Source organism: Bradyrhizobium sp. AZCC 1678, assembly GCF_036924765.1.
GTDB classification, from domain to species: Bacteria; Pseudomonadota; Alphaproteobacteria; order Rhizobiales; family Xanthobacteraceae; genus Bradyrhizobium; species Bradyrhizobium algeriense.
On record NZ_JAZHSE010000001.1, the window covers coordinates 5,453,803 to 5,477,107 of the forward strand.

Sequence of the window (23,305 nt, forward strand, 5' to 3'; positions counted from 1 at the left end):
TCCCCACACTTTTCTGTGTAGTACGCTTACTTCAATTCCACCTTCGCGCCAGCCTTTTCGAGCTGGGCCTTGAGCTTGTCGGCCTCTTCCTTGTTCACGCCTTCCTTGACCGGCTTGGGCGCGCCTTCGACGAGGTCCTTGGCTTCCTTGAGGCCCAGGCCGGTGATGGCGCGGACTTCCTTGATGACTTCGATCTTCTTGTCGCCGGCGGCAGCGAGAACGACCGTGAACTCGGTCTTCTCTTCAGCCGGAGCAGCGGCAGCGCCACCACCCGCGGGACCGGCAACCGCCACGGCGGCAGCGGCGGACACGCCCCACTTTTCTTCGAGGAGCTTGGCGAGTTCGGCAGCTTCGAGCACGGTCAGGCTCGAGAGGTCGTCGACGATTTTCTGTAGGTCAGCCATTGATCAGTTTCCTTAAACGTTTGGTTCGAACCAGGTTTGATTTGCGAAGGGTCAGGCCGCTTCGCTCTTTGAGGCATAGGCCTGGACGACGCGCGCGAGCTTGGCCGCGGGCGCAGTCGAGAGCTGCGCGATCTTGGTCGCCGGCGCCACCAGGAGGCCGACAAGCTTTCCGCGCAGTTCGTCGAGTGACGGCAGCGAGGCAAGCGCCTTCACACCGTTCACATCCAGGACGGTTTTACCCATCGAGCCGCCGAGGATGACGAACTTTTCGTTCGCCTTGGCAAATTCGATGGCAACCTTCGGCGCTGTTACCGGATCGTTTGAAGTCGCGATCACGGTCGGTCCCTTCAGCAGGGAGCCGATGGCAACGACATCCGTGCCTTCAAGAGCAATTTTGGCGAGACGGTTCTTCGAGACCTTCACCGACGCGCCCGCCTGCTTCATCTGCATGCGCAGCTTCTGCATCTGGGCCACGGTGAGGCCGGAATAGTGGGCGACGACTGCGACGCTCGTGGTCTTGAAGACCTCGTTCAGCGCCTCAACCGCGTCCTTTTTTGCCGCTCTTTCCACAGCAAGCTCTCTCCGGTTGGCGGCCTTCGCAAGAAGCGAGACCGCCGGGTTGCACCCATCGTCTCGCCCAAAACCTGACCTCTAGACACCAGTCTCAAGGACACGCCGGACAGGACGACATTGATAAGCCTGCCCTCCCGAACCAGATGGTGCGGGGTGTCGAGGTTCGAACCAAATCAGCCAGGGCGCCACACGAGGCGACGCTGAAGCGAAATCCGGTCTTCACCCGTCTATGCAGGCTGTAAGATTAAGCCGTTGAAGAAACTTGCGTTTCGGCACAAATTTCAACTTGGGCGCCTGCAGTCTCGGACAGGATCGAGGCCATCCGGCAAGCCGAAAGACCCCTGCCGCACTCCACCGAAGCGATGAGTTTTCCTTCCTTTCGAGCAATCCATGCGGATGTCCTGAAAGGAATGATCTCCTACCGTGTCGGATTTTCGGAATGCGCGCACGAACGTGCCAGCAACTGCCAGCACGCCCGGAAGCGGTTGTTTACCGAGTCTTGTCCGGCTTGCCAAGGGCAAAATTCACACCAGTTCATCGGCCCGGCCGGAACAAAAATTTTCGCCCCGAATCGCGGAAATTCTTTGACGAATTCTGTCACACCGGGGGCTCCTGGTTCGTCTTGGCCGCAGGAGGTTCCCATGCGGCGTCAGTTGGCGGCAATTCTTGCGATACCCACGGTTCTGAACGGACTGGCCATGCTGGTGGCTGGCCCCCTCTGGTACGAAACTGTACCCGGGGTGCCGGACACCGGTCCGTTCAACCCACATTTCGTTCAGGACATCGGGGTCGCGTTCCTCGTGGCCGGCCTGGCGCTGGCCGCCCGGGCATGGCGGCCACGGTATTGGCCGGCCGCCGTCGCGGGCGCCAGCTTTCTCACCGCCCATGCCCTGCTCCACCTGGTGATGCTGGCGGGCGGGCACACCCATCATCCCACCTTCGACCTCTTCGCCATCGTGCTGCCGTCGGCAGCCGCCCTCTATTCCGCCTTTCCCAGCCAAGGAGAAAATCATGCGTAGTTGGATCGCGCGCCGCATGCTGCGCGCATTTGCCAAGCGTTACGGGTACGACGTCAGCTATATGGAAATGATGCTGAACGTATCCCCTGCCGCGTTCTTCAAGTTCGCGCCCCTCATGAAGGCGGCCGCCCACCGCGAGGCGGTCCCGATCGACGCGAGCTTCGCAGCCAAGATCGTCGGCGCGCTGGCCGAGGATTGCGGGCCCTGCACGCAACTGGTCGTCGACATGGCGCTGGAAGCCGGCATGCCCAGGGACCAGATCGAGGCGGTTCTCCGCCGCGATCCCCGGGCGATGAATGAGGCGACGACGCTTGGATTCCGGTTCGCCGACGCCGTGGTGCGCCGGGCCGCCGGGGCGGAGGACGAGTTTCGCGACGCCGTCCGGGCGCAATGGGGCCAGAAAGGCGTAATAGATCTGACGCTGGCGCTGCAAATGGGCCGCATGTTCCCGATGGTGAAGGCGGGGCTCGGCTACGCCAAGGAGTGCCGGCGTGTCACTGTGAGTGGACACAATGTCGATGTCGTCAAACAGGCCGCATGATGACGACCCGCTGGCGCCCCATCGCGGGCGCCTGCTCGGACTCGCCTATCGCATGCTCGGCAGCCGTATATCGTCCGAAATCCCGACAAGCTGCGCCATCTGCCGGCTGCCGGAATGCACTGACGCGATCAGCCGAGCGGCACCTTGTATGGCAGCGGCTTGCCGGCGAAGAACGCATCGAGATTGGCCAGCACGCAGTCCTGCATCGCCACATGCGACTCCAGCGTATGGCCGCCGATATGCGGCGAGAGCACGACGTTGGGCAGCGCCGTCAGCGCGTCAGGCGCATGCGGCTCCTTCGCATACACGTCGAGGCCCGCCCCGGCGATGGTCTGGTCGGTCAGCGCCGCGATCAAAGCCGGCTGGTCGATCACCGAGCCGCGCGAGATGTTGACGACATAGCCGTCCTTGCCGAGCTTTTTCAGGACATCGGCACCGACGGCATGATTGGTATCCGCCCCCGCCCGCACCGCGATCATCAGGACGCTGCACCATTCGGCCAGCGCATCGAGCGTCGGAAAATATTGATAGGGAACGTCGTGCTTGCTGCGGCTGAAATAGCCGACCTCGGTCTCGAACGCGGCGACGCGCGCCGCGATCTTGCGGCCGATCTCGCCCATGCCGTAGACGCCGATTTTGCGGCCCAGCATCCCGGCCTGCGGTCGCATCATCGGTGACGGCTTTGCGGCGGCCCAGCTGCCGCCCCGCACATAGTCGTCAGCCGCGAGCAGTCGCCGCGTGGTGGCCAGCATCAGGGTGACCGCGATGTCGGCGACGGATGCCGCATTCGCCCCCGGGCTGTGGCCGACCGCGATGCCGCGCTTCGCCGCAGCCGCCAGATCGACGCCGTCATAACCGGTGCCGTAGCAGACGATGGCGCCCAATTTCGGCATGAGATCCATCGCCTCGCCGCGAAGCGGCGTGCCGCCGGCCGTGATCATCGCGCGAATGTCTGCGAGCTGTTCGGCGGAAAACACTTCATTGGGCGGCTTGCCGGCCGCGTTCAGGAGCTCAAAACGCTCGCCGAAACGCTCCATCTGGGCTTTTGGAAAACGCGAATAGATCAGGACCTTCTCGGGCATTGTTGTTCCTTCTTGGCAAGTCCGGCGCTGCGACGATTACGCAATTGCCACATCAAACGCAAAGGGCGGAATCGGTCACCCGATTCCGCCCTTTTGTATTTTATTCGCGTAAGCCGCGAGGAACTAGCTGAGCAGCGTGCCCGGCTCGACCTTGACGCCCGGGCCCATGGTGGAGGAGACCGCCACGCGCTGGATGTAGGTGCCCTTGGCGCCGGCGGGCTTTGCCTTCGACACCGCGTCCGCAAGCGCTTTCACGTTCTGCACCAGCTTTTCCTCGGAGAACGAGGCCTTGCCGACGCCGGCCTGCACGATGCCGGCCTTCTCGACGCGGAATTCGACCGAGCCGCCCTTGGCGCCCTTCACGGCGGTGGCGACATCCATCGTCACGGTGCCGATCTTCGGGTTCGGCATCATGCCGCGCGGGCCGAGCACCTTACCGAGGCGGCCGACCAGCGGCATCATGTCGGGGGTGGCGATACAGCGATCGAAATCGATGTTGCCGCCCTGCACCTTCTCGACCAGGTCTTCGGCGCCGACGACGTCAGCACCTGCTGCCTTGGCTTCTTCCGCTTTCGCGCCGCGGGCGAACACGCCGACGCGCAAGGTGCGGCCGGTGCCGTTCGGCAGGTTGACGACGCCGCGAACCATCTGGTCGGCGTGACGCGGGTCGACGCCGAGATTGATCGCGATCTCGATCGTCTCGTCGAACTTCGACTTGGCGCGTTCCTTGACCATCTTGATGGCATCCGCGAGCGGATAGAGCTTCTCGCGGTCGACACCCTCGCGGGCCTTCTTCAAACGTTTTCCGATTGCCATGGCCCGTTACCCCGCAACTTCCAGACCCATCGAACGGGCGGAGCCCTCGACCATCTTCATGGCCGATTCGATGGAATCACAATTGAGATCCTTCATCTTCTTCTCGGCGATCTCGCGCACCTGCGCGCGGGTCACCTGGCCGGCCTTGTCGCGGCCCGGAGCTTTCGAACCGGACTGGATCTTGGCGGCCTGCTTGAGGAAGTGGGACATCGGCGGCGTCTTCATCTCGAAGGTGAAGGAACGGTCCGCATAGATGGTGATGATCACCGGGATTGGGGTGTTCTTTTCTTCCTTCTGCGTCTGCGCGTTGAACGCCTTGCAGAATTCCATGATGTTGAGACCGCGCTGACCAAGCGCGGGACCGATCGGGGGCGAAGGATTCGCCGCACCGGCCGGCACCTGCAATTTCAGGTATCCGGTCACTTTCTTTGCCATGTATCACTCCTGTTGTGCCGGGTTTCGAAGCCGGCGGTTTCAGGTTCGTGGTTCGGATCAAGGACGGTTGGCAACCGCCTCTTCCTCCCACGGCCTCTTGATACGCGAAGACTAAGCTGCGCGCTCTCTAAGTGCGGAGACGCGCTCCGCGCTTTTGCCGATCAGACCTTCTCGACCTGACCGAATTCCAGTTCGACGGGCGTGGCGCGGCCGAAGATCGACACCGCGACCTTCACGCGCGAACGCGCCTCGTCAATTTCTTCAACCACGCCGGAGAACGACGCGAACGGGCCATCGGCCACGCGGACGTTCTCGCCGATTTCGAACGACACCGACGCCTTCGGACGTTCGACGCCTTCCTGCACCTGATGCAGGATTCGCATCGCCTCGGATTCGGAGATCGGCATCGGCTTGTTTTCAGCGCCGAGGAAGCCGGTGACCTTGGGCGTGTTCTTGATCAGATGGAACGCCTCGTCGGTCAGCTTCATCTTCACCAGCACGTAGCCCGGGAAGAACTTGCGTTCGGCGTCGATCTTGCGGCCGCGGCGCACCTCGGTGACCTTTTCGGTCGGCACCAGCACCTGCTCGAACAGATCTTCAAGCCCACGCTGCTTCGCCTGTTCCCGGATCGATTCCGAAACCTTCTTTTCGAAATTCGAATAGGCGTGAACGATGTACCAGCGCTTGTCCATGGTTTGGGTTCCGGTGCTCATCAGTGGACGCCCAGAAGGAAAGTGACAACGTAGCGAATGACCAGATCCGACATGAAAAAGAAGATCGAAGCCAGCGCAACCATCACGAACACCATGATCGTGGTGATCGTCGTCTCGCGGCGCGTCGGCCAGGTGACCTTGGCAGTCTCCGAGCGCACTTCCTGCAGGAATTTGAACGGGCTGAAAGCCATCGTTGGTTACCGCGTCCTTCGTGAGACGATTGTAATTTAAAGCGAATCCGAACAGCCCTCTCGCGCCCAGCCCTCTCTCGAAGGATGAGCCGCCAAGCGGGCTCGATTGTTCGGGGGAATTCAAAGCCGCGCCGGATATCCGCATCTAGCGGGCCGGCTGCAGGTGGCGGGTATCTACTGCCGGCCGGGCAAAAGGTCAAGGTACGGGGTGCCGCGGGGCCGCCACCGCCTGATCCCCCTTGGGGCGGCGGCCCCGTCATTGGTTAATCACCAGTACCGCCATGCCTCAAATGCTCACAAGGCCACGATCTGGTTCTTAAAAGCTGTCGGCTATCCTGCAGGCTCCAAGGGGGCGAGATCGACCATGGCTCAGTTAGGCCACGACCAAGAGCGACCCGCGGGCGAGACGGCCTGGACCGTTCTCGACGCGGCCAACGACCTCGGCGACATCCTCACAGTGGATGCATGCCGGCGGGTCATCGATGCCGACCTGCGGGGCGAGACCCCGGCGCGCTCCGATGTGGCTGTGCTCAGCGCGTTCTTCGCCTAAGTTCAAAAATCGGTCTAAGCATTTGATTTAGCTGGCAGGAGTGGCAGGGCTCGAACCTGCGACCCCCGGTTTTGGAGACCGGTGCTCTACCAATTGAGCTACACTCCTGCAGGGAACCGGCGCGTGCGCCGCTTCGCGCCGTTTCAAGCATAGGCCATGCCCCGATTGCAAGGGCGAAGCGATTGCTCCCACATCAAGAACTCTATCCAAGCCAGGGCTTCTGCGCCAAAGTTCGCGTCTGTCACAAACAACAAGCGCAACGGGAGACACCATGAACGCGCAGACCGCCGCCCGGCAGACGTCCGCCCCCCAGACCCCCGCCCTCCCCGACGCCAAGCCGGAAACGATCGGGCTCTCGAGCGTACGCCTGCAGTCTATGTCGGATGCCTTCCGGCGTGAGGTCGACAAGGGAACCCTGCCCGGCGCGACCGTGATGGTGGCGCGGCGCGGTCAGGTCGGCTGGTTCGATGCGATCGGCCGGCAGAGCCCGGCGGCGGCCACGCCGATGGCGCATGACAGCATCTTCCGCATCTTCTCGATGACCAAGCCGATCGTCTCCGTCGGCATCATGATGCTGGTCGAGGACGGCCACTTCGTCCTGGGTGACCCCGTCGCAAAATTCATTCCGGAGTTTGCCGAGCAGAAGGTCGGCGTCGAGAACAACGGCAAGCTCGAGCTGGTACCGGTGAAGCGGCAGATGACCGTGCAGGATCTGCTGCGGCACACCTCGGGCCTGACCTACGACCACACCGGCAACGGCCTGGTCCAGCAGCTCTACCAGCAGTCCCGGCTGCGCAGCCGCAAGATCACCAACGCCGAACACGCGACCATAATCGCCGGCATGCCGCTGATCTGCCAGCCCGGCGCGGAATGGAATTACAGCCGCTCGACCGATGTTCTCGGCCGCATCATCGAGGTTGTTTCCGGCAAATCGCTCGGCGCCTTCCTGACCGAACGCATCCTGGCGCCGCTGCAGATGACGGAGACCGCATTCCATACGCCGGAAGCGAATGCCGGCCGCCTCGCCGAACCGTTCTCGACCGATCCCTGGAATGGCGACAAGGTGCAGCTCTTCAACATGCTTGAGAAGCCTGCGATGGAATCCGGCGGCGGCGGGCTGGTCTCGACCACGATGGACTATGCGCGCTTCTGCCAGATGCTGCTCAACGGCGGTGCGCTGGACGGCAACAGGATCATCGGCCGCAAGACGCTGGAGCTGATGGCCTCGGATCACCTTACCGCCGGCGTGAAGGTCGACTCACCGCTGATGCCGCCCGGCCACGGTTTTGGCCTCGGCTTCGCGGTCCGCACTCACAGAGGGATAGCGCCGTTCCCGGGCTCGCTCGGCCAGTTCTTCTGGAGCGGCATGGCCGGCACGTTCTTCTTCATCGATCCCGCCGAGGACCTGTTCACGGTGTTCATGATGCAGGGCCCCGGCCAACGCGAATATATCCGCAACCTGCTGCGGGATCTGGTGTACGCCGCGGTGGAGTGAGGCTGACCGAGATCGCACAACGCCCTCCGCCGTCATGCCCCGCGAAGGCGGGGCATCCAGTACGCGGTGACATTTGCGGGAATCGAGACGGCTGCGTTTACAGGATCGTCCGCCCCAATGCGCAATTGCGCACAAGGCGGACGATGACACCGAGTAAAAAATGCGCGCACCATACCAGCTCACTCTCAACTGATCGTCGCCCCGCCGTCGATCACGATGGTCTGGCCGGTCATGAAGTCGCCGGCCTTCGATCCCATCAGGACCGCGGCGCCCGCGATCTCGTCGGGTACGCCGATGCGGAGCAGCGGCGAACGCGCGGTGGACGCCTTCAGCGTCTCCGGATTGTCCCACAGCGCCTTGGCAAAATCGGTCTTGATCAGGCCGGGCGCGATGCAGTTCACGCGAATATTGTGCTTGCCGTATTCGCAGGCGAGGTTGCGCGCGAGCTGCATGTCGGCCGCCTTCGAGATCGCGTAGGCGCCGAGCACGGTCGACCCCTTCAGGCCGCCGATCGAGGACACGATCACGATCGAGCCGTCCTTGCGCTCGATCATCTGCGGCACGACCATCGAGATCAGCCAGTTGTTGGCAACGATGTTATTGTCGAGGATTTTTCGGAACTGGTCATCGGAAATGCCGCCGAGCGGACCGTAATAGGGATTGGATGCGGCGTTGCAGACCAGCACGTCGATCTTGCCGAAGGCGCGGTTGGATTCATCGACCAGGTTCTGTAAATTTTCCTTGCTGGAAATGTTCGCGGCGATCGCAACCGCCGTCCCCTTGCCGAACTTTTCGTTGACCTCCTTGGTAACCTGGTCGCAGACGTCCTGCTTGCGCGAGGAGATCACCACCTTGGCGCCGTGTTCGGCCATGCGCTCGGCAATGGCACGGCCGATGCCTCGCGTGGAGCCGGTGATGACGGCGACTTTCCCGGTCATATCGAACAAGCTCATGTCTCTCTCCCCGATGTTGATCCAGCGCGAGGCCGGCTTGGTCTTGAATTCGAACTAAGCAGCGTTTGCGGTCCTCGACAACTCGAGGCTCAAGCGAGTTTCGTCTCCGGCGGCTTCACCTCGGGCCCTGCCGGCTGATGCATCGCGTTGTGCGAAGCGTCCGCGATCCAGGGCTGCTGGTTAACCATCGGCAGCCGCCAGCCGGTGTAATTCGCGCTTGAGAGATAATCGAGCCGCGTCACCGAACAATTGTCGATATCGAAGGCGAGACCTCTCTCTGGCTGACCGAGTGCAAGCCCGACAGCGGCCCTGATCGTGCCGCCATGCGCGACGACGATGACGTCCCTGCCCGCCTGCTCGGCGTTGATGCGCTCGATGGCGCCGCATGTGCGATTGTACAGGTCAATGAAACTCTCGCCGCCGGGCGCGGGTTCGTCGATCTCAGTAAGCCAGTGGCTGCCGATCGGCCGGCTGGCGAGGAACGCCGCGCGATTCAGGCCTTGCCACTCACCGAGATGCTGTTCGGCAAATGCATTCACGTGCGGCATATCTGACGGCTTAGGAAAGCCGGCGGCCCAGATAGCGTCCGCGGTCTGGTGCGTTCGCTTCAGATTGCTTGCATACCAGACCGCATTGCGCGGTAGGATTTTTCCGACCGCTTCGAACACCACCCGATCGCTGGTGTCACAGCCAAGATCCTTTTGCCCGTAAATGCAGCCGTTATCTTCGCGGACCGGCGCATGGCGAACCCACCACCATCGCGTCGCAATTACCCGCGGTTTGTCTGGATTGGACATCGCCAAAGCCCTTCAATACTGTTTGTTGTCGCTGTACGTCAGAGCACGCATCGTCTCAAGTGACTTTGACGTTTGAAATCTTGTTTGAATTCCGCAAGGCGGCAGACGCCGACACGCATAATACCACAGGGAGAAACTCATGGGCCGCCTCGAAGGCAAATCCGTCGTCATCACAGGTGCTGGAAGCGGCATCGGGCGCGCCGCGTCGGTGCTGTTCTCCAGGGAAGGCGCGAAGCTCGTCATCGTCGATCGCACCGAGGGCGTGAAGGAAACCGCAAAACTCGTCAGCGATGCCGGCGGCATCGTCGAAGCCGTGATGGCGGATGCGGGTTCCGAAAGCGACGTGAAGGCCTTCATCGACAAGGCGGTCGCGAAATATGGCAGGCTCGACGCGATCTGGGCCAATGCCGGCGTCAGCGGCGGGCTGGTGCCGCTCGCCGAGCAGACCGTCGACCATTGGCAGGAAGTCTTGCGCGTCAATCTGATCGGGCCGTTCCTGGCGATCAAGCATTCGATGCCGCACATGATCAAGCAGAAGTCCGGTTCGATCGTCTGCACCGCCTCGGTCGCGGGCCTCAAGGCCGGCGCCAGCGGTCACCCTTACGGCGCGAGCAAGGCCGGCGTCATCAGCCTAGTGCAGACCACCGCCTACTCGCTGTCCGGCACTGGCGTCCGCATCAACGCGGTATGCCCCGGCCTGATCGAAACCGGCATGACCAAGCCGGTGTTCGACCGCGCCAAGGAGCGCGGCACCCAGGACAAGATCGGCCAGCTCAATCCGCTGAAGCGCCCGGGCCAGCCGCACGAACTCGCGGCGATGGGACTGTTCCTCGCCAGTGATGACGCCTCCTACGTCAACGGCCAGGCGATCCCGGTCGACGGCGGCCTCACCGCATCGATGCCGTACACCGGCAAGCCGATTTAGCCGCGACCTCGAACTAGGACGCGGCGCAGCGCGACGCTCCATGCCGCACCGCGTTCGGGGCACGAGACTGATTTTCTATGCGGAGATCGCAAAGAGGCTCCTGCCTTTCGCCGGCGAATAATCTGTTGGCACCAGCAACCGGTCCTCGATCTGGCCGACCATCAAGCCGTGCTCCGCATGCGTCACGCGCTTGATGTCGGACCATTCGGTATCGGCCATAAAGGCCGACCATGCGGCGGTCTTGGTTGCCTCGTTGGGCCACTCCAGGAGATAGACAAACTCGGTCCTGTCGCCGAATTTGGTTTCCCACATCGCGACGATCCTGAAACCGTATCTGGTTTGCATAATGCGCGCGGCGTGATCGCGAAAGCGGGCGTGGAACGCGGTTTTGTTCTTTTCGAATATTTCGTAGATGCGCAGTTGCTGAATCATGACCAACTCCAATCAACTTCGGAGATATGGGCTCCCGCGATGCAATCACAACCCGTCCGGCGGCAGGCCGGATGATTCCGCCGCCACCGCGCGGTGGCGGATGCGTTCGCGGTAGAAGGCGTAGAGGCCGGAGGCTACGATGATCGCAGCGCCTGACACCATCATGGCGTCGGGCCTGTCGCCGAACACGAGGTAGCCGAGCAGCATCGCCCACAGCAGCGCGGAATAGCGGAACGGCGCCACCGCCGAGATATCACCGGAGCGCAGCGCCGAAATGATGCATTGATAGCCTATCAGGAGCAGCACGGCGGCCACCGCCTGCAGGCCAAGCGCGCCTGTCGATGGCGGCGTCCAGCCGCCGAGCGGAACAAGGATGGCGCCACCGGCCGTCGTCACCGTCACCGTCGTCAGCAAGGTGATGAACAGTGACGGGATCTTCGCGGGTATCCGCCTCGTCGCGAGATCGCGCAGCGCGCAGAACGCGACCGACACCAGCGCGAACAGCGAATACTGGCTGAAGCCCGCAAGCCCCGGCCGCACGATGATGAGCACGCCGATGAAGCCGGCCACGATCGCCGACCAGCGGCGCCAGCCGACCGGCTCGCCAAATATCACGGCGGCACCGAGCGTGATCGCCAGCGGCAACGCCTGGAGGATCGCCGAAGTGTTGGCGAGCGGCAGATGCACGAGCGCTGTCATGAACGAGATCGTGCCTCCGATCTCGCCGAACACCCGCAGCGCCACCGGCTTGACCATGAGGGTGCGCAACGGACGCAGCGCGTCCTGATGCCACGCGAGCGCGGCCACCAGCACAATCGCGAACAGCCCGCGCACCAGCATCACCTGGCCGAAGTTCATCTCCGACGACACCACCTTGGTGATGGAGTCGTTCGTGGTGAACGCCGCCATGGACACCGCCATGAGCAAGCTGCCGCGGATATTGGGAGAGAGTGCCAACTGGGTCAGGTCGCGCCGGCCTTTTGCGCGTATTCCCACGAAGCCTTCGACAGCGGCACGGTGCGCGCCGCGGACTCCAGCGCCTTGGCGTTGGCAGCGGTGCCGTCGCGAACGCGACCGGCGATGCCCTGCGTGATGCCGGCGAGGCGGAACAGATTATAGGCAAAATACCAGTTCAGGTCCGGCACGGCGCTGCCGGTGACGTTGCAGTAGATTTGCGCGGCCTCTTCCAGGCTCGGAATGTTGAGCGCCTTGAGATCGGCATTGGCGAGACCCGGCATGGTCCACTGCATCAACAGATAGGTGAAGTCGGCCATGGGATCGCCGAGCGTCGACAGCTCCCAGTCCAGCACCGCCTGCACGCGCGGCTCCGTCGCGTGGAAAATCATGTTGTCGAGACGATAATCGCCGTGGACGATCGAGGCGCGCGCCTGTGCCGGCACGGTTTTCGGCAGCCACTCGGCGAGTTTTTCGAATTCCGGAATGTGTTGGGTTTCGGAGGCGCGGTATTGCTTGGTCCAGCGATCGACCTGGCGGGCGAAATAATTGCCCGGCTTGCCGAAATCGCCGAGCCCGATTTGCTCGGGATCGAAGACGTGGAGTTTCGCCAGCGTCTCGATCTTGCTGGTGAAGATCTTGCGCCTGTTGTCCGGCGTCTGGCTCGGCAGCGTCGGATCCCAGAACACCCGGCCCTCTTCCATCGACATGATGTAGAATGCGGCGCCGATCACGGCGTCGTCGGTGCACAGCGCATAGGCCTTCGCGACCGGAAAGCCCTGCTTGCCGAGCGCGGCGATAACGCGGAACTCGCGATCGACCGCATGCGCCGACGGCAGCAGTTTGCCGAACGGCTTTCGGCGCATCACGTAGGATCGCGCCGGCGTCTCGAGCTTGTAGGTCGGGTTGGACTGGCCGCCCTTGAACTGCAGGACGCTCAGCGGTCCCTGATAGCCTTCGACATGCTCGCGCATCCAGCCATCGAGGCTCGCCTCGTTGATACGATGACGCTCCTCGACTTCCTTGGTGCCCGAGAATTCTTCGTCTTTCCTGACGCCGTCGGCCACGATGACGCTCCCTCAATTTCTTCTTGAACTTTGGGGAGCGCCATCATGACGTTCCCGTTAATGGGTAGAGTTTGCATACTTCCGAAGTTCAAGTCTGGCAATGGCGCGGTTATGCACCTCGTCCGGACCATCCGCGAGGCGGAGCGTACGAATATGGGCATAATCCTTTGCCAGGCCGGCCTCGTCGGAGACACCGCCGCCGCCATAGGCCTGGATGGCATTGTCGATGATCCTCAGCGCCATGTTGGGGGCCGTGACCTTGATCATCGCGATCTCGGCCTGCGCGGTCTTGTTGCCGACCTTGTCCATCATGTCGGCGGCCTTGAGGCAGAGCAGACGATTCATCTCGATGTCGGCGCGCGCTTCGCCGATGCGCTGTTCCCACACCGAGTGCTCGATGATCTTCTTGCCGAACGCGGTGCGCGAGGCCAGCCGCTTCACCATCTTCTCCAGCGCCTCCTCGGCCTTGCCGATGGTGCGCATGCAGTGATGGATGCGGCCCGGACCAAGACGGCCCTGCGCGATCTCGAAGCCGCGTCCCTCGCCGAGCAGGATGTTTTCCTTCGGCACGCGAACGTTTTCCAAAAGCACCTGGGCGTGACCGTGCGGCGCATCGTCAAAGCCGAACACCGGCAGCATCTTCTCCACCTTGATGCCGGGGGTATCGAGCGGCACCAGGATCTGCGACTGCGCCTGGTGCTTCGCCGCCTTCGGATCGGTCTTGCCCATCAGGATCGCGATCTTGCAGCGGGGATCGCCGACGCCCGACGACCACCATTTGCGGCCGTTGATGACGTAGTGGTCACCATCCTTTTCGATGCGGGTTTCGATGTTGGTGGCGTCCGAGGACGCAACAGCCGGCTCCGTCATCAGGAAGGCGGAGCGGATCTCGCCATCCATCAGCGGCCGCAGCCACTTCCGCTTCTGCTCCTTGGTGCCGTAGCGGATGAACACTTCCATGTTGCCGGTATCCGGAGCGGAGCAGTTGAACACCTCCGAGGCCCAGGAGATGCGGCCCATCTCTTCCGCCAGCAGCGCATATTCGAGATTGGTCAATCCCGCGCCGCGGAATTCGTCGTCCTCATGCGCGTTCGGCGGCATGAACATGTTCCAGAGGCCTTCGGCCTTCGCCTTTTTCTTCAGTTCCTCGAGGATCGGGATCACCTTCCAGCGCGGGCCTTCCGCATCCTGCTTATCGTAGATCGGAACCGCGGGGCGGACATGCGTCTTCATGAACGCCTGCACGCGGTTCAGCCATTCCTTTTGCTTTTCGGACATATCGAAGTTCATGGGACGCTCCTCGACTCTGGGCTTTCTGAATTCGTTGGGCCGCACTGTCCGCCCGCCGCTTTTGACCCGCAAGGCATTTTGCGAATTTGGCGACGATGGCAGTCCGGACTGGCTGGAGATGCGACACGTTCGCAAACGTTGTTGACATTTCCGGTCCTTCAAACGATAGTTTCATACAACTGTTTGAATTGCAACTCCCCGAACGGGGCCCAGATATGTCGAGCGATCGGACCCGGTCTGCCATCCTTGCCGCCGCCGAACGGCTTTACGCCGATCGCGGCTTCGGCGACGTGACGCTGCGCGACATCGTCGCCGAAGCGAACGTCAATCTCGCCGCGGTGAATTATCATTTCGGCTCCAAGGACGAATTGATCGCGGAACTGTTCGTCACCCGCAGCCTCGCCACCAACCGCGAGCGGCTCAACGAGTTGAAGGCTGCCGAGGAAAAGGGCGGCGGCCGCGCCCCGATCGACGCCATTTTGCACGCGCTGGTGGGCCCTACCCTGCGCGGCTGCCTCGGCCCCGACCGCGAAGGCTCGACGGCCGCACGCTTCATGATCCGCGCCTCGATTGAATCGGTACCGCCGATCCGGCGCATCAAGAACCGCGAGGTCGATCACTTGCGGAAATTCATCGCCGCGATGCGCCGCGCGATGCCCGGCCGCGACGACGCCGATCTCTATTGGGGCCTGCATTTCGCGCTGGCGATGTCGCATCACACCATCCGGGAAAAGGAGCGGCTGACGAAATTGTCGGAAGGGCAATGTGACCTCAACGACGTGGACGCCATCGTCGATCGCGTGGTCTCGGTCTCGGTGATGGCGCTGACGGGTAGCGAGGCGCCGGCGAAGAAGGCGCCTGCCCGGCCGGCGGTGCCAAATGGAAGGCTGACACGGCAGGACTTGTGAGCCTGGATGAACCAACGCGTGACAACGGCTCGCTCCACGTCATCGCGAGCCAACGGGTCGCGCGAATGCGCGCCCGATGACAGGCTCCGCGAAGCAATCCATTCTTTCTTTATGCCGGGGTCATGGATTGCTTCGCTTCGCTCGCAATGACGGTGGATATGGTTTCGCGTTCTCGCGGCGCTGATCGCCCGAGGGTTTGCATCTTCGTTTGCCCTCTTCGAAATAGAGGGCACAGGGAAGACCGGGTGCTTGCTGCACCCGCGGTCTCGCGTGCGATTTGCGCTAACAAAACTGCACACGAGCATACAGGGCAGCTGGAGGATTCCGGCCTTCCCTGCGTCGATCAGCCTGCCGGGAGTCGCTTCGGCATCTCAACGCCCGGAACGGTCAGGCTGGCTCCGCGGTTATAGCAGGCCAAGGAAGGAGCTGATCATGCCAAGCCAGCCGACCATCGCGCGCATCTGGCGCGGCCGGACGCGGCCCGACGTCGCGGACAGTTACGAAGCTTATCTGAAGACGGATGGAATCCCGCCGCTGGAGAAAACCGCTCTTGGCGTCCAGCTATTCCGCGAGGATCGCGCACACGAGAGCTGGTTCACGACCATTTCCTATTGGCCGGACCTCGACTCGATGACCGCCTTCACCAGGGGCGAGCCGACCAAGGTTCACCATCTCGACCGCGATCCCGAGTTCCTGATCGAACTCCCGGAGTTCATCCAGATCCACCGGATCGTGATCGACCGTCAGGGGCTGCGCTGAATTGGAGCGCCTACATCACCGCGACGCAATCGATTTCGATATCGAACGGCCCAAACCATTGGGGAACGCAAACGAAGATGCGCGCCGGGGGCTCTTCCGGAAAATAGCGCGCATAGATCGCGTTGACGGCGGCGAAGTGCTCGACCGAGGTGCAGTAGACGTTGCACTTCATCACGTTGCGCAGCGATGTGCCCGCGGTCTCCAGGCACAGCTTCAATTGCTCAAGGACGAGCTCGGTCTGACGCTCGATCGGGCCGGCGAAGAGCTCGCCGGTATCGGGATCGAACGGCGGCAGGCCCGAAACAAACACCATGCCGCCGCCGCGCGTCACCGGCGAGACCGGTGCGCTCCGCTTCGCAAGCCAGGACGACATCGGCTCGACGTGAATGACTTCCCGCTTCATCGTTGCGCCTCTCGAACGGACTGATCGAGGGTGCAGACTAGCGCAATCTGGCGCCGCCATGCTTCGATAAAGATGGAAGTGTCGATGTCGAAATCAGACGATCTTCTGCGCCTTCAACGCCTCGACCTTGGCCTCGTCATACCCGATCGTCGCCAGCACATCCTTCGTATCCGCGCCGAGCAGCGGCGGGGCGCGATATTCCTTTACCGGGGTGCCGGAGAAGGTGATGGCATTACGGATCAGCGACAGGTCGTGCTGCAAGGGGTGGTCGACCTTGACCTGCATGCCGCGCGACTGCACGTGCGGATCGTTGAACACCTGCGAGAAATCGTTGATCGGGCCCGAGGGAACGCCGGCCTTCTCCAGCTCCTCCAGCCAGTAGGCCACCGGCTTCTTCAGGAAGAGGCCTGCAAAGATCGCCATGATCTCCTTGCCGTGGACGACGCGATCGTTGTTCTTGAGAAAGCGCGGATCGGTCGCGAGTTCCGGCGCCCCGAGCACGCCGCAGGTGCGCTGGAACTGGCCGTCATTGCCGACCACCAGCATCAACTCGCCGTCGGTACAGCGGAACACGCCGGCCGGCATGCCGCCATTGCCCCAGGTGCCGCGCCGCGGCGGGGTCTGGCCGTTGACGAGAAAGATCTGCGCGTAATGCGATAGCGAGGCGATCACAGTGTCGAACAGGCAGACGTCGACATGCTGCCCCTCCCCGTCATTGGCCTTGCGGTGATAGAGCGCCGCCAGAATGCCGATCGAGGAATTCATGCCGGTCATGTAGTCGACGATGGAAGGACCGACCTTCATCGGCCCCGCGCCCGGCTCGCCGTCGAGATGACCGGTGACGCTCATCAGCCCGCCCATCGCCTGCAGGATCGCGTCGTAGCCGGCGCGCGGCGCGTAAGGCCCGGTCTGGCCAAAGCCGGTCACCGAACAATAGATGATGCCGGGGTTGATCGCCTTGATCGCTTCGTAATCCAGCCGGTAGCGCTTGAGATCGCCGACCTTGTAGTTCTCCATCATCACGTCGCAGGTTTTGGCGAGCTCGCGGACGATGTCCTGCCCTTCCGCCGTCGCGATATTGACGGTGACGGATTTCTTGTTGCGGTTGGCGCAGAGATAGAACGAGTTGTTGTTGTTCGCCTTGCCCTCGGGATCTTTCAGGTAAGGCGGGCCGAAGGCGCGGGCGTCGTCGCCGCCGCCGGGGCGTTCGATCTTGATCACCTCGGCGCCCAGATCGGCCAGCATCTGTGCCGACAACGGGCCTGCAAGCACCCGCGTCAGGTCGAGAATTTTGATGCCCGAAAGTGGCAGAGCCGACATGAATTTCCTCCGAATTTTTGGCGTGGTGGCGCGGGAACGTGTCCGGGCGCTGCGAAGCCAAGCCGATACACTATTTTATGTGACTGAGCCCTGCATTACCGGCATGACGCCATCCGTTCGGCGCCCGCTCTTGCGCGCTGGCGGCCGGACCCCAAAAGCACGACGGCCCGCCGAAGCGGGCCGTCTTGTCGTCAAACCGTGTTACCGGCTGGTCCGATTACCTGCTGCCGCCGGCCTTTACCTGCTGGCGCCGGCCTTGGCGCGGCTGGCCCGCCATTCTAGGAATTCGCGATACAGGGGATCGCGGTCCTGCGGCGCAAGGGCTGCGGCCGGTGCAGCAAACGGAGCCGGCGGCGGCGCCACGGCGCCTGATGCCGCCGACACGGCCGAGCCTGCGGGCAGCGGCATGTTGCGGTCGAGCCATTCCTGCGCCGCCTTGAAGCGGGTCCAGCCGGACACCGTCGCGCGTGGCGCCATTTCCTTCCACTTCGGATGGAACGGCGGACGCTGCAACTGGCCGACCTTGTCGAACATGGTGTCCACCAAAAGCGCCAGACGGCGGTAGCGGTCGCTGTTCGGCGCCCAGTTATACGACGCCAGCACCGCCTCGGCCGCAATCGTCTCCACAGAGCCGCCATCCGCGACCAGGTTCGGGTAGTCCGTCGACGACAGCTTGGACGGCAGATATTCCTCCTGCAGCGGCTTGGCATAGTCGACCGGCACCAGATGCAGGTTGCGGTCGTTGATCTGGTTCAGCCATTGCAGCGGCTTGCCTTCGATCGCCACGATGGCGTCGACCTCGCCCTTGCGCAGCATGTCCACTGCCAGCCGCGGCTCCTGATAGATCAGATGCGGCCTGATGCCGAGCCGGTCGAACACGTTGATCGCCGTCACGAAGGTCGAGCTGTCGGGCAAATCGACCACCACGGTCTTGCCGTCGAGATCCCGCATGTTGGTGATCGACCTCGGCGCCAGCACGTGCATTTCCTCGTTGAACATCTTGGCAACGTAGACGAACTGGTTGCGGATGTCCTTGGCGAAGTCCTTGCGGTCTAGGTAGGACAGCGTGTCCTTGCGGACGATGCCGGCGTCGACGCCCCGCAGCAGCAGGATGTCCGACACTGCTTGCACCGATCCACGGCCCATCACCGGCAGGATCCGCAGCGAGGTGCCGTTGTCGAGCACCGAGGCGAGATCGGCGCCCACCTGGGCGTAGGTAGAGCCGAACGAACCGGTCATCAGGCTCACGGTATTGGCATTGAGCTGGTTCGCCAGATCGCGCTTGGTGGCGGTGCCGTACTTGAAGATGGTCTTGAAGGAATCGCTGACGGCGCCCGCATCGACGCCGCTTCGCACCGGGCCGAAGTGCTGCCACTGGCCGTTGGTGAAGCGCATCATCCGCATCTGCTCGATTGGCGCGTGGTCGGACGGGCTGGTGTCGATCTTGATGCCCTGCACCATCATGGGAAGCTGGATACCCTTGAGCAAGCGGGCCTGCTTCATGATGTTTTCGCGCGACAGGTCGTCGCCGCAGTTCTTCAGGACCTCGACCGTCAACTTGCCGACCAGATAGCCGAGGACGGCCTGGCCGTTGGTCTTGCTCACGCTCGGAAGATAGCGCTGCATGAAGGCGCTCCATTCGCGGAACACCGCCTCGCCGGCCGCCGCCGCGTCTTCGCCCTCCAGCCTGTATGCCGCCGACAGCAGGCCTTCCGCATTTTGCGGGCCCGCCGGCTGAATCACGGCCGAGTACGAATTGGAGATCGACGCGGCGAACTGTAGCGGCCTCCAACCGAGTTCGGCGGCTCGCTTGATCGCCATGATCGCGAATTTCGGCGTGGTGAACTCGATGAGGACGTCGGCGCCCGAGGCCTTGAGCTTGGCCATCTGGGCGTCGATGGTGGTGTCGGTCACCTTGTATGGCGCCTCGGCCACGATCGCAATCTTGCCACCCAGGCCGTCCTTCAGGCCCTTCAGGTATTCCTTGCCCATCCCATCCTCCTGATAGAGGACGGCGATCCTGCTGCGGGGATGATTCTCCAGCAGATACTGCGCAAAAATTTGCGCTTCAGCCGTGTAGGTCGGCAAGAAGCCGATGGTCCAGGGAAACTCCTGTGGCTGGTCCCAGGCCGCCGCACCCGACAAGGCAAAAAGTTGCGGGACCTTTTTTGAATTCAAATAGGGCTGGATCGCGGCATTCGTGTTCGTGCCGATGGTCCCCAGGGCGAGGAGAACGTTGTCTTCCTCGACCAGCTTGCGGGTCATCGCCATGGTTTTGGTCGGTTCGTAGGCGTCGTCATAGGTGATCATATTGACCTTGCGGCCGTTGATCCCGCCTTCGGCGTTGACCTTGTCCAGATAGGCCGTGATGGTCTTGGCGATAACGCCATAGGCGGAGGCCGGACCGGTATAGGGCGCGGTGTTGCCAATCCGGATCTCCCTGTCGCCCGGGGGCGGCAGCCCCTGGCCGAAAGCCGGCCCCGCCATCGCGGCAATCACTACCACTGCCGCCGCGGCGCTGCGCCGAGGCGCGGAGAAAAGCCCGCGCAGACCGCCACGGGTCCCAGACCCGGACAATTGTGCCACCCAACGAGTATCGATCAAAGCCCGCATCTGCCTGCGCCCCCCTAAAGCAATATACCTGCGATTTCCCAGCAGCGAGAAGGATAACGTTTCAGCCCTACTCGCTGACATTGTGTCTCAATCGGATTGATTTTGTGTCAAGGCCAGTCGTTTACCAGAGCGCGGTTAGTCGATTGTGTGTTCTACCGCGACAATGCAGCACATTAGCGTTACCGAATCGGGATTCGGTTGCATCAACGAATATCGATTCGTCCTACGGTTGCAAGTACAGCCTGCGGTCGATTTTGAAGGCCGACCGAGGATACCGACCGAAACACGGGACACGTTGCGCCGCCCTTATCATCCCCAAAACACGGCGGCCCGCCGAAGCGGACCGCCCTTATCGTCAAACCGCGTTATCGTCAATCCGCGTTATACCGGTTGGCCTGATTATCTGTTGGTACTGGCCTCGGTGCGGCTGGCCCGCCACTCCAGAAATTCGCGATACAGCGGGTCCTGCGGGGCAAGGGCTGCGGCCGGTGCAGCCGGTACCGGCGCCGCGCCGGATGCCGACGACACGGCCGCGTTCGCGGGCAGTGGCATGTTGCGGTCGAGCCATTCCTGCGCCGCCTTGAAGCGGGTCCAGCCGGACACCGTCGCGCGTGGCGCCATTTCCTTCCACTTCGGATGGAACGCGCGCATTTCGCCCTCAGAAACGCCCCGAAATTGACGCCAACTTTTCACCGCGCGATCAAAGCGTGCGGCGCCTGACATTTCCCTGGATCACAACGCGCCTTCCGGGACGCCATGCGCCTCGCGGCGCCAGGCCCCCGGGCTGACGCCGACCGCGGCCGAAAACACCCGTGTAAAGTGGCTTTGATGGGCAAACCCTGCCGATATCGCAATCTCGGACAGCGGCAGGTCTCGGACAGTCATCAACCGCTTGGCCGCCTCCACGCGCTGGCGAAGAAGCCACTGGTGCGGCGGCAGGCCGGTGGAAATGCGAAATGCGCGTGAAAAATGGCTGACCGAGAGATCAAACTCGGCGGCGATTTGCTCCAGCGAGAGCTTTCCGTCGAGGTTGGATTCGAGCCTTTCGCAGGCTCGCTTCGCCTGCCACGGGGCAAGGCCGCCGCGGTGCGGATCGATGATGCGCTGCAGCCCGCCATAGGTCTGGGCGACGTGGGCCGCGAACGCGAGCATCATATGATCGATGAAAAGCTGGTTGGCCTCGTCCGGCCGACGCAGCGCCTCCAGAAACGACGCGCCGAGATGGCGGACGACCGCGTCGTCATGGCCGATGCCGGGCTGATAGCCGAGCTCGCCAATGCGTGGCGCACCGGTCTGTTTGGCGATGTCGTCAAGCGCTGTGCGCGGCAGGTAGAAGAACAGGGAGTGGAACGGCTTGTCGATCAGGTAGCGCGGATCGCGCTTCAGGTCGTACAGGTAGGTTGCGCCGGCGCGGACATCCGTCTTGATCACGCATCGGCCGCGCTCCCAGCATTCGCAATCTCTGTAATCGCGAAATTTGAGGCTGACGAGATAGGCATCCTCGGAGGGAAACGAGCCGGAAAGACCCGGCGCAGGGTTATCATCCCGGGTTTCGGTAACCGCGAGTGCAGCACTGCGCAGGGAGCGGGTTATCAGCGAAGGCGCGTCCTTCAGATGCAAGGGCTGCCCGAGCCTTTGTCCGTACACGCCTTGCAGTGACATAGGGGCGGCCCCACCCGTCGAATTGGATCGGGCACCATCGCCCGCGAGGTCGCTGCACATTATCGGGGATCGGTGAGCGGCCGTCCAGATTTTCCACGCGGAATAGCTGGTTGCCCCGACTGCATGATCGAGCCTGCGATGTGACGGTTCTGTAAAATTAAAGCTTGATCGTCTTGCCCAAGCTTTGGGCGTTGGTGTTCATCGGCAACATCGTTGCTCAACACGAAGGCATTTGCAGGCGTCGCGGCTGCATTCGCTGCGACGGATCGCAACTGTTGGCTGCATATGGCATTGGCGAGATTGCAGCAGGATCGGGCAAAACATGGCTGCTTTAGGAAATACGCCGGACCTGCCAAGCATCTAGAACGCGCACCGAACGTAGCTTCGCACCAGCCCACAGACAGGGCCCAAGCGGAGCGAATCCATGGCCCCCTCAACGCGAGCACACCGCCATGAGCAAACCGATCTTGCACGATCCTTCCGAGAATCTGCCGACCGCGCCCGAGGCGTCCGGGGACGAATTGCCGGTCGGCGAGCGGCGTCCCGCCGATGCGGAGATGGCGCGGGTGCTAAGGACCGCCCCCCTTCGCATGGCTTCTGATCCAGCCAGTGGCGCGATCGCCTATTGGAAACATGATCCCCTGCACGATGTCGTCGAGCCCATGGCTGATCATGTCATCATGACTTACCCCGCCGGCTCACAGCGGCTGGAGCGGCGCACCGGGAAATCTGCTGCAATTGCAACAGCGCGTCCCGGGGTTGTGACGGTCATTCCGGCCGGCTCGACCTCCCGGTGGGACATTCACAAGCCCATGCATGTCGTCCAGCTCTACCTTCCCCACAGGACGCTCGAGCGTGTTGCCGGCGAAGCCGGCATGGCCGCTCCTGGCGATCTCTTGGAAAGAACCGGGCACACCGACCTCATTACATCCCGATTGCTGATGAGTGCGGCGGATGCGCTTGAGGGCAGCGCGGCCCTGGATGCCCTGTTCAGGCAGCAATTGACGGATCTCTTGGCCAACCGCCTGCTGGCCGCGCACGCCGGCTCGCCGATCATGTCTCAGCCGGTCGTGGGCGGCCTCTCGCCGATGGCATTGCGGCGCGTCATCGAGCGCCTGCGCGCTGATAGCGATGCGGACGTCTCTCTCACGGCGCTAGCTGCGGACGCCGGCTTGTCGCGTTTCCATTTCTGCCGCGCCTTCAAGGAAAGCACCGGCCTTTCCCCTCACGCCTGGCTGCGCCAGCACCGGCTCGAGCAGGCCATGAACATGCTGCGCGACACCGACGAATCCGTCGTCTCGATTGCAGCCGCGCTTGGTTACTCCTCCCAGACCGCCTTCGCCGCCGCATTCAGGAAGCTGACCAGCGAAACACCGAGCGAGTGGAGACGGCGTACGCGATAA

Annotated in this window: 26 protein-coding genes and 1 tRNA gene; 8 read left to right on the forward strand and 19 right to left on the reverse strand. The window is 62.7% G+C overall.

Going from position 1 to position 23,305, the window contains the following annotated elements:
• Positions 1–26 precede the first annotated feature (26 nt).
• Both rplL and rplJ read right to left on the reverse strand, forming a co-directional pair.
• On the reverse strand, positions 27–404 hold the full coding sequence (gene rplL / locus V1294_RS26165) for a 50S ribosomal protein L7/L12 (RefSeq protein ID WP_334479502.1): 378 nt from the start codon (positions 402–404) through the stop codon (positions 27–29).
• Between the two features lie 51 nt (positions 405–455).
• Positions 456–974, reverse strand: a complete 519-nt coding sequence (rplJ, locus tag V1294_RS26170; RefSeq protein ID WP_108518055.1) for a 50S ribosomal protein L10 — start codon at positions 972–974, stop codon at positions 456–458.
• A 644-nt stretch (positions 975–1,618) separates the two neighbouring features.
• Here rplJ and V1294_RS26175 point away from each other — a divergent pair.
• Both V1294_RS26175 and V1294_RS26180 read left to right on the forward strand, forming a co-directional pair.
• Positions 1,619–1,996, forward strand: coding sequence for a hypothetical protein (locus tag V1294_RS26175; protein ID WP_334501126.1), 378 nt, complete (start codon positions 1,619–1,621; stop codon positions 1,994–1,996).
• Entirely contained in the window at positions 1,989–2,537 is a 549-nt protein-coding gene (locus V1294_RS26180) for a hypothetical protein (protein WP_334501128.1), read from the forward strand. Before V1294_RS26175 ends, V1294_RS26180 begins: the two co-directional genes overlap by 8 nt.
• A gap of 128 nt (positions 2,538–2,665) precedes the next feature.
• Here the strand turns inward: V1294_RS26180 and V1294_RS26185 are convergent, their stop codons facing one another.
• The 5 genes from V1294_RS26185 to secE form a co-directional block, all read right to left on the reverse strand.
• Positions 2,666–3,619 carry a 2-hydroxyacid dehydrogenase gene (locus tag V1294_RS26185; RefSeq protein WP_334501131.1) on the reverse strand — a complete coding sequence of 318 codons (954 nt, stop codon included), beginning with the start codon at positions 3,617–3,619 and terminating at the stop codon, positions 2,666–2,668.
• A 123-nt stretch (positions 3,620–3,742) separates the two neighbouring features.
• Positions 3,743–4,435, reverse strand: coding sequence for a 50S ribosomal protein L1 (gene rplA, locus V1294_RS26190; RefSeq protein ID WP_334501132.1), 693 nt, complete (start codon positions 4,433–4,435; stop codon positions 3,743–3,745).
• A gap of 6 nt (positions 4,436–4,441) precedes the next feature.
• Positions 4,442–4,870 carry a 50S ribosomal protein L11 gene (gene rplK / locus V1294_RS26195; RefSeq protein ID WP_025588714.1) on the reverse strand — a complete coding sequence of 143 codons (429 nt, stop codon included), beginning with the start codon at positions 4,868–4,870 and terminating at the stop codon, positions 4,442–4,444.
• Positions 4,871–5,031: 161 nt separating this feature from the next.
• Positions 5,032–5,562 (reverse strand): transcription termination/antitermination protein NusG, encoded by a 531-nt coding sequence (nusG, locus tag V1294_RS26200; protein WP_247787048.1) that lies wholly within the window; start codon positions 5,560–5,562, stop codon positions 5,032–5,034.
• A gap of 20 nt (positions 5,563–5,582) precedes the next feature.
• On the reverse strand, positions 5,583–5,774 hold the full coding sequence (secE, locus tag V1294_RS26205; RefSeq protein ID WP_108518041.1) for a preprotein translocase subunit SecE: 192 nt from the start codon (positions 5,772–5,774) through the stop codon (positions 5,583–5,585).
• A 364-nt stretch (positions 5,775–6,138) separates the two neighbouring features.
• Between secE and V1294_RS26210 the strand changes: the two genes are divergently transcribed.
• Positions 6,139–6,324 (forward strand): hypothetical protein, encoded by a 186-nt coding sequence (locus V1294_RS26210; protein WP_334501134.1) that lies wholly within the window; start codon positions 6,139–6,141, stop codon positions 6,322–6,324.
• 32 nt (positions 6,325–6,356) lie between these two features.
• Here V1294_RS26210 and V1294_RS26215 read toward each other — a convergent pair.
• Positions 6,357–6,432, reverse strand: a tRNA-Trp gene (locus V1294_RS26215).
• A 163-nt stretch (positions 6,433–6,595) separates the two neighbouring features.
• On the opposite strand from V1294_RS26215, the gene V1294_RS26220 reads away from it, so the two are divergent.
• Positions 6,596–7,819, forward strand: coding sequence for a serine hydrolase domain-containing protein (locus V1294_RS26220; RefSeq protein ID WP_334501136.1), 1,224 nt, complete (start codon positions 6,596–6,598; stop codon positions 7,817–7,819).
• A 185-nt stretch (positions 7,820–8,004) separates the two neighbouring features.
• Here V1294_RS26220 and V1294_RS26225 read toward each other — a convergent pair whose 3' ends face one another.
• Both V1294_RS26225 and V1294_RS26230 read right to left on the reverse strand, forming a co-directional pair.
• Positions 8,005–8,772, reverse strand: a complete 768-nt coding sequence (locus V1294_RS26225) for an SDR family NAD(P)-dependent oxidoreductase (protein WP_334479488.1) — start codon at positions 8,770–8,772, stop codon at positions 8,005–8,007.
• A gap of 89 nt (positions 8,773–8,861) precedes the next feature.
• On the reverse strand, positions 8,862–9,569 hold the full coding sequence (locus V1294_RS26230) for a histidine phosphatase family protein (protein WP_334501138.1): 708 nt from the start codon (positions 9,567–9,569) through the stop codon (positions 8,862–8,864).
• Between the two features lie 139 nt (positions 9,570–9,708).
• Between V1294_RS26230 and V1294_RS26235 the strand changes: the two genes are divergently transcribed.
• Positions 9,709–10,494, forward strand: coding sequence for an SDR family NAD(P)-dependent oxidoreductase (locus V1294_RS26235; protein ID WP_334479485.1), 786 nt, complete (start codon positions 9,709–9,711; stop codon positions 10,492–10,494).
• A gap of 75 nt (positions 10,495–10,569) precedes the next feature.
• Here the strand turns inward: V1294_RS26235 and V1294_RS26240 are convergent, their stop codons facing one another.
• Genes V1294_RS26240 through V1294_RS26255 form a run of 4 tightly spaced genes read right to left on the reverse strand, consistent with a single transcriptional unit; the run spans position 10,570 to position 14,237 of the window.
• Entirely contained in the window at positions 10,570–10,926 is a 357-nt protein-coding gene (locus tag V1294_RS26240; protein ID WP_334501139.1) for an NIPSNAP family protein, read from the reverse strand.
• Positions 10,927–10,971: 45 nt separating this feature from the next.
• On the reverse strand, positions 10,972–11,883 hold the full coding sequence (locus V1294_RS26245; RefSeq protein ID WP_334504827.1) for a DMT family transporter: 912 nt from the start codon (positions 11,881–11,883) through the stop codon (positions 10,972–10,974).
• Positions 11,884–11,888: 5 nt separating this feature from the next.
• A complete protein-coding gene (locus tag V1294_RS26250; protein ID WP_334501141.1) occupies positions 11,889–12,947 on the reverse strand; it encodes a phosphotransferase family protein in 1,059 nt (352 codons plus the stop codon).
• A 57-nt stretch (positions 12,948–13,004) separates the two neighbouring features.
• Positions 13,005–14,237 carry an acyl-CoA dehydrogenase family protein gene (locus V1294_RS26255; RefSeq protein ID WP_334501143.1) on the reverse strand — a complete coding sequence of 411 codons (1,233 nt, stop codon included), beginning with the start codon at positions 14,235–14,237 and terminating at the stop codon, positions 13,005–13,007.
• A gap of 215 nt (positions 14,238–14,452) precedes the next feature.
• Between V1294_RS26255 and V1294_RS26260 the strand changes: the two genes are divergently transcribed.
• Positions 14,453–15,145 (forward strand): TetR/AcrR family transcriptional regulator, encoded by a 693-nt coding sequence (locus V1294_RS26260; RefSeq protein WP_334479477.1) that lies wholly within the window; start codon positions 14,453–14,455, stop codon positions 15,143–15,145.
• 432 nt (positions 15,146–15,577) lie between these two features.
• Positions 15,578–15,904, forward strand: a complete 327-nt coding sequence (locus V1294_RS26265; protein ID WP_334479475.1) for a hypothetical protein — start codon at positions 15,578–15,580, stop codon at positions 15,902–15,904.
• Positions 15,905–15,914: 10 nt separating this feature from the next.
• On the opposite strand, the gene V1294_RS26270 is transcribed toward V1294_RS26265, so the two are convergent.
• From V1294_RS26270 to V1294_RS26290, 5 genes are all read right to left on the reverse strand, one after another.
• Positions 15,915–16,307 carry a RidA family protein gene (locus V1294_RS26270; RefSeq protein WP_334479474.1) on the reverse strand — a complete coding sequence of 131 codons (393 nt, stop codon included), beginning with the start codon at positions 16,305–16,307 and terminating at the stop codon, positions 15,915–15,917.
• Positions 16,308–16,400: 93 nt separating this feature from the next.
• Positions 16,401–17,627, reverse strand: a complete 1,227-nt coding sequence (locus tag V1294_RS26275) for a CaiB/BaiF CoA transferase family protein (RefSeq protein ID WP_334479473.1) — start codon at positions 17,625–17,627, stop codon at positions 16,401–16,403.
• A gap of 237 nt (positions 17,628–17,864) precedes the next feature.
• The gene (locus V1294_RS26280; protein WP_334501145.1) at positions 17,865–20,114 is read right to left on the reverse strand and encodes an ABC transporter substrate-binding protein; all 2,250 of its coding nucleotides are present in this window, start codon (positions 20,112–20,114) and stop codon (positions 17,865–17,867) included.
• A gap of 525 nt (positions 20,115–20,639) precedes the next feature.
• Positions 20,640–20,891, reverse strand: a complete 252-nt coding sequence (locus tag V1294_RS26285; RefSeq protein ID WP_334501147.1) for a hypothetical protein — start codon at positions 20,889–20,891, stop codon at positions 20,640–20,642.
• A gap of 81 nt (positions 20,892–20,972) precedes the next feature.
• Entirely contained in the window at positions 20,973–21,902 is a 930-nt protein-coding gene (locus tag V1294_RS26290) for an AraC family transcriptional regulator (RefSeq protein ID WP_334501149.1), read from the reverse strand.
• 452 nt (positions 21,903–22,354) lie between these two features.
• On the opposite strand from V1294_RS26290, the gene V1294_RS26295 reads away from it, so the two are divergent.
• A complete protein-coding gene (locus V1294_RS26295; protein WP_334501150.1) occupies positions 22,355–23,305 on the forward strand; it encodes a helix-turn-helix transcriptional regulator in 951 nt (316 codons plus the stop codon).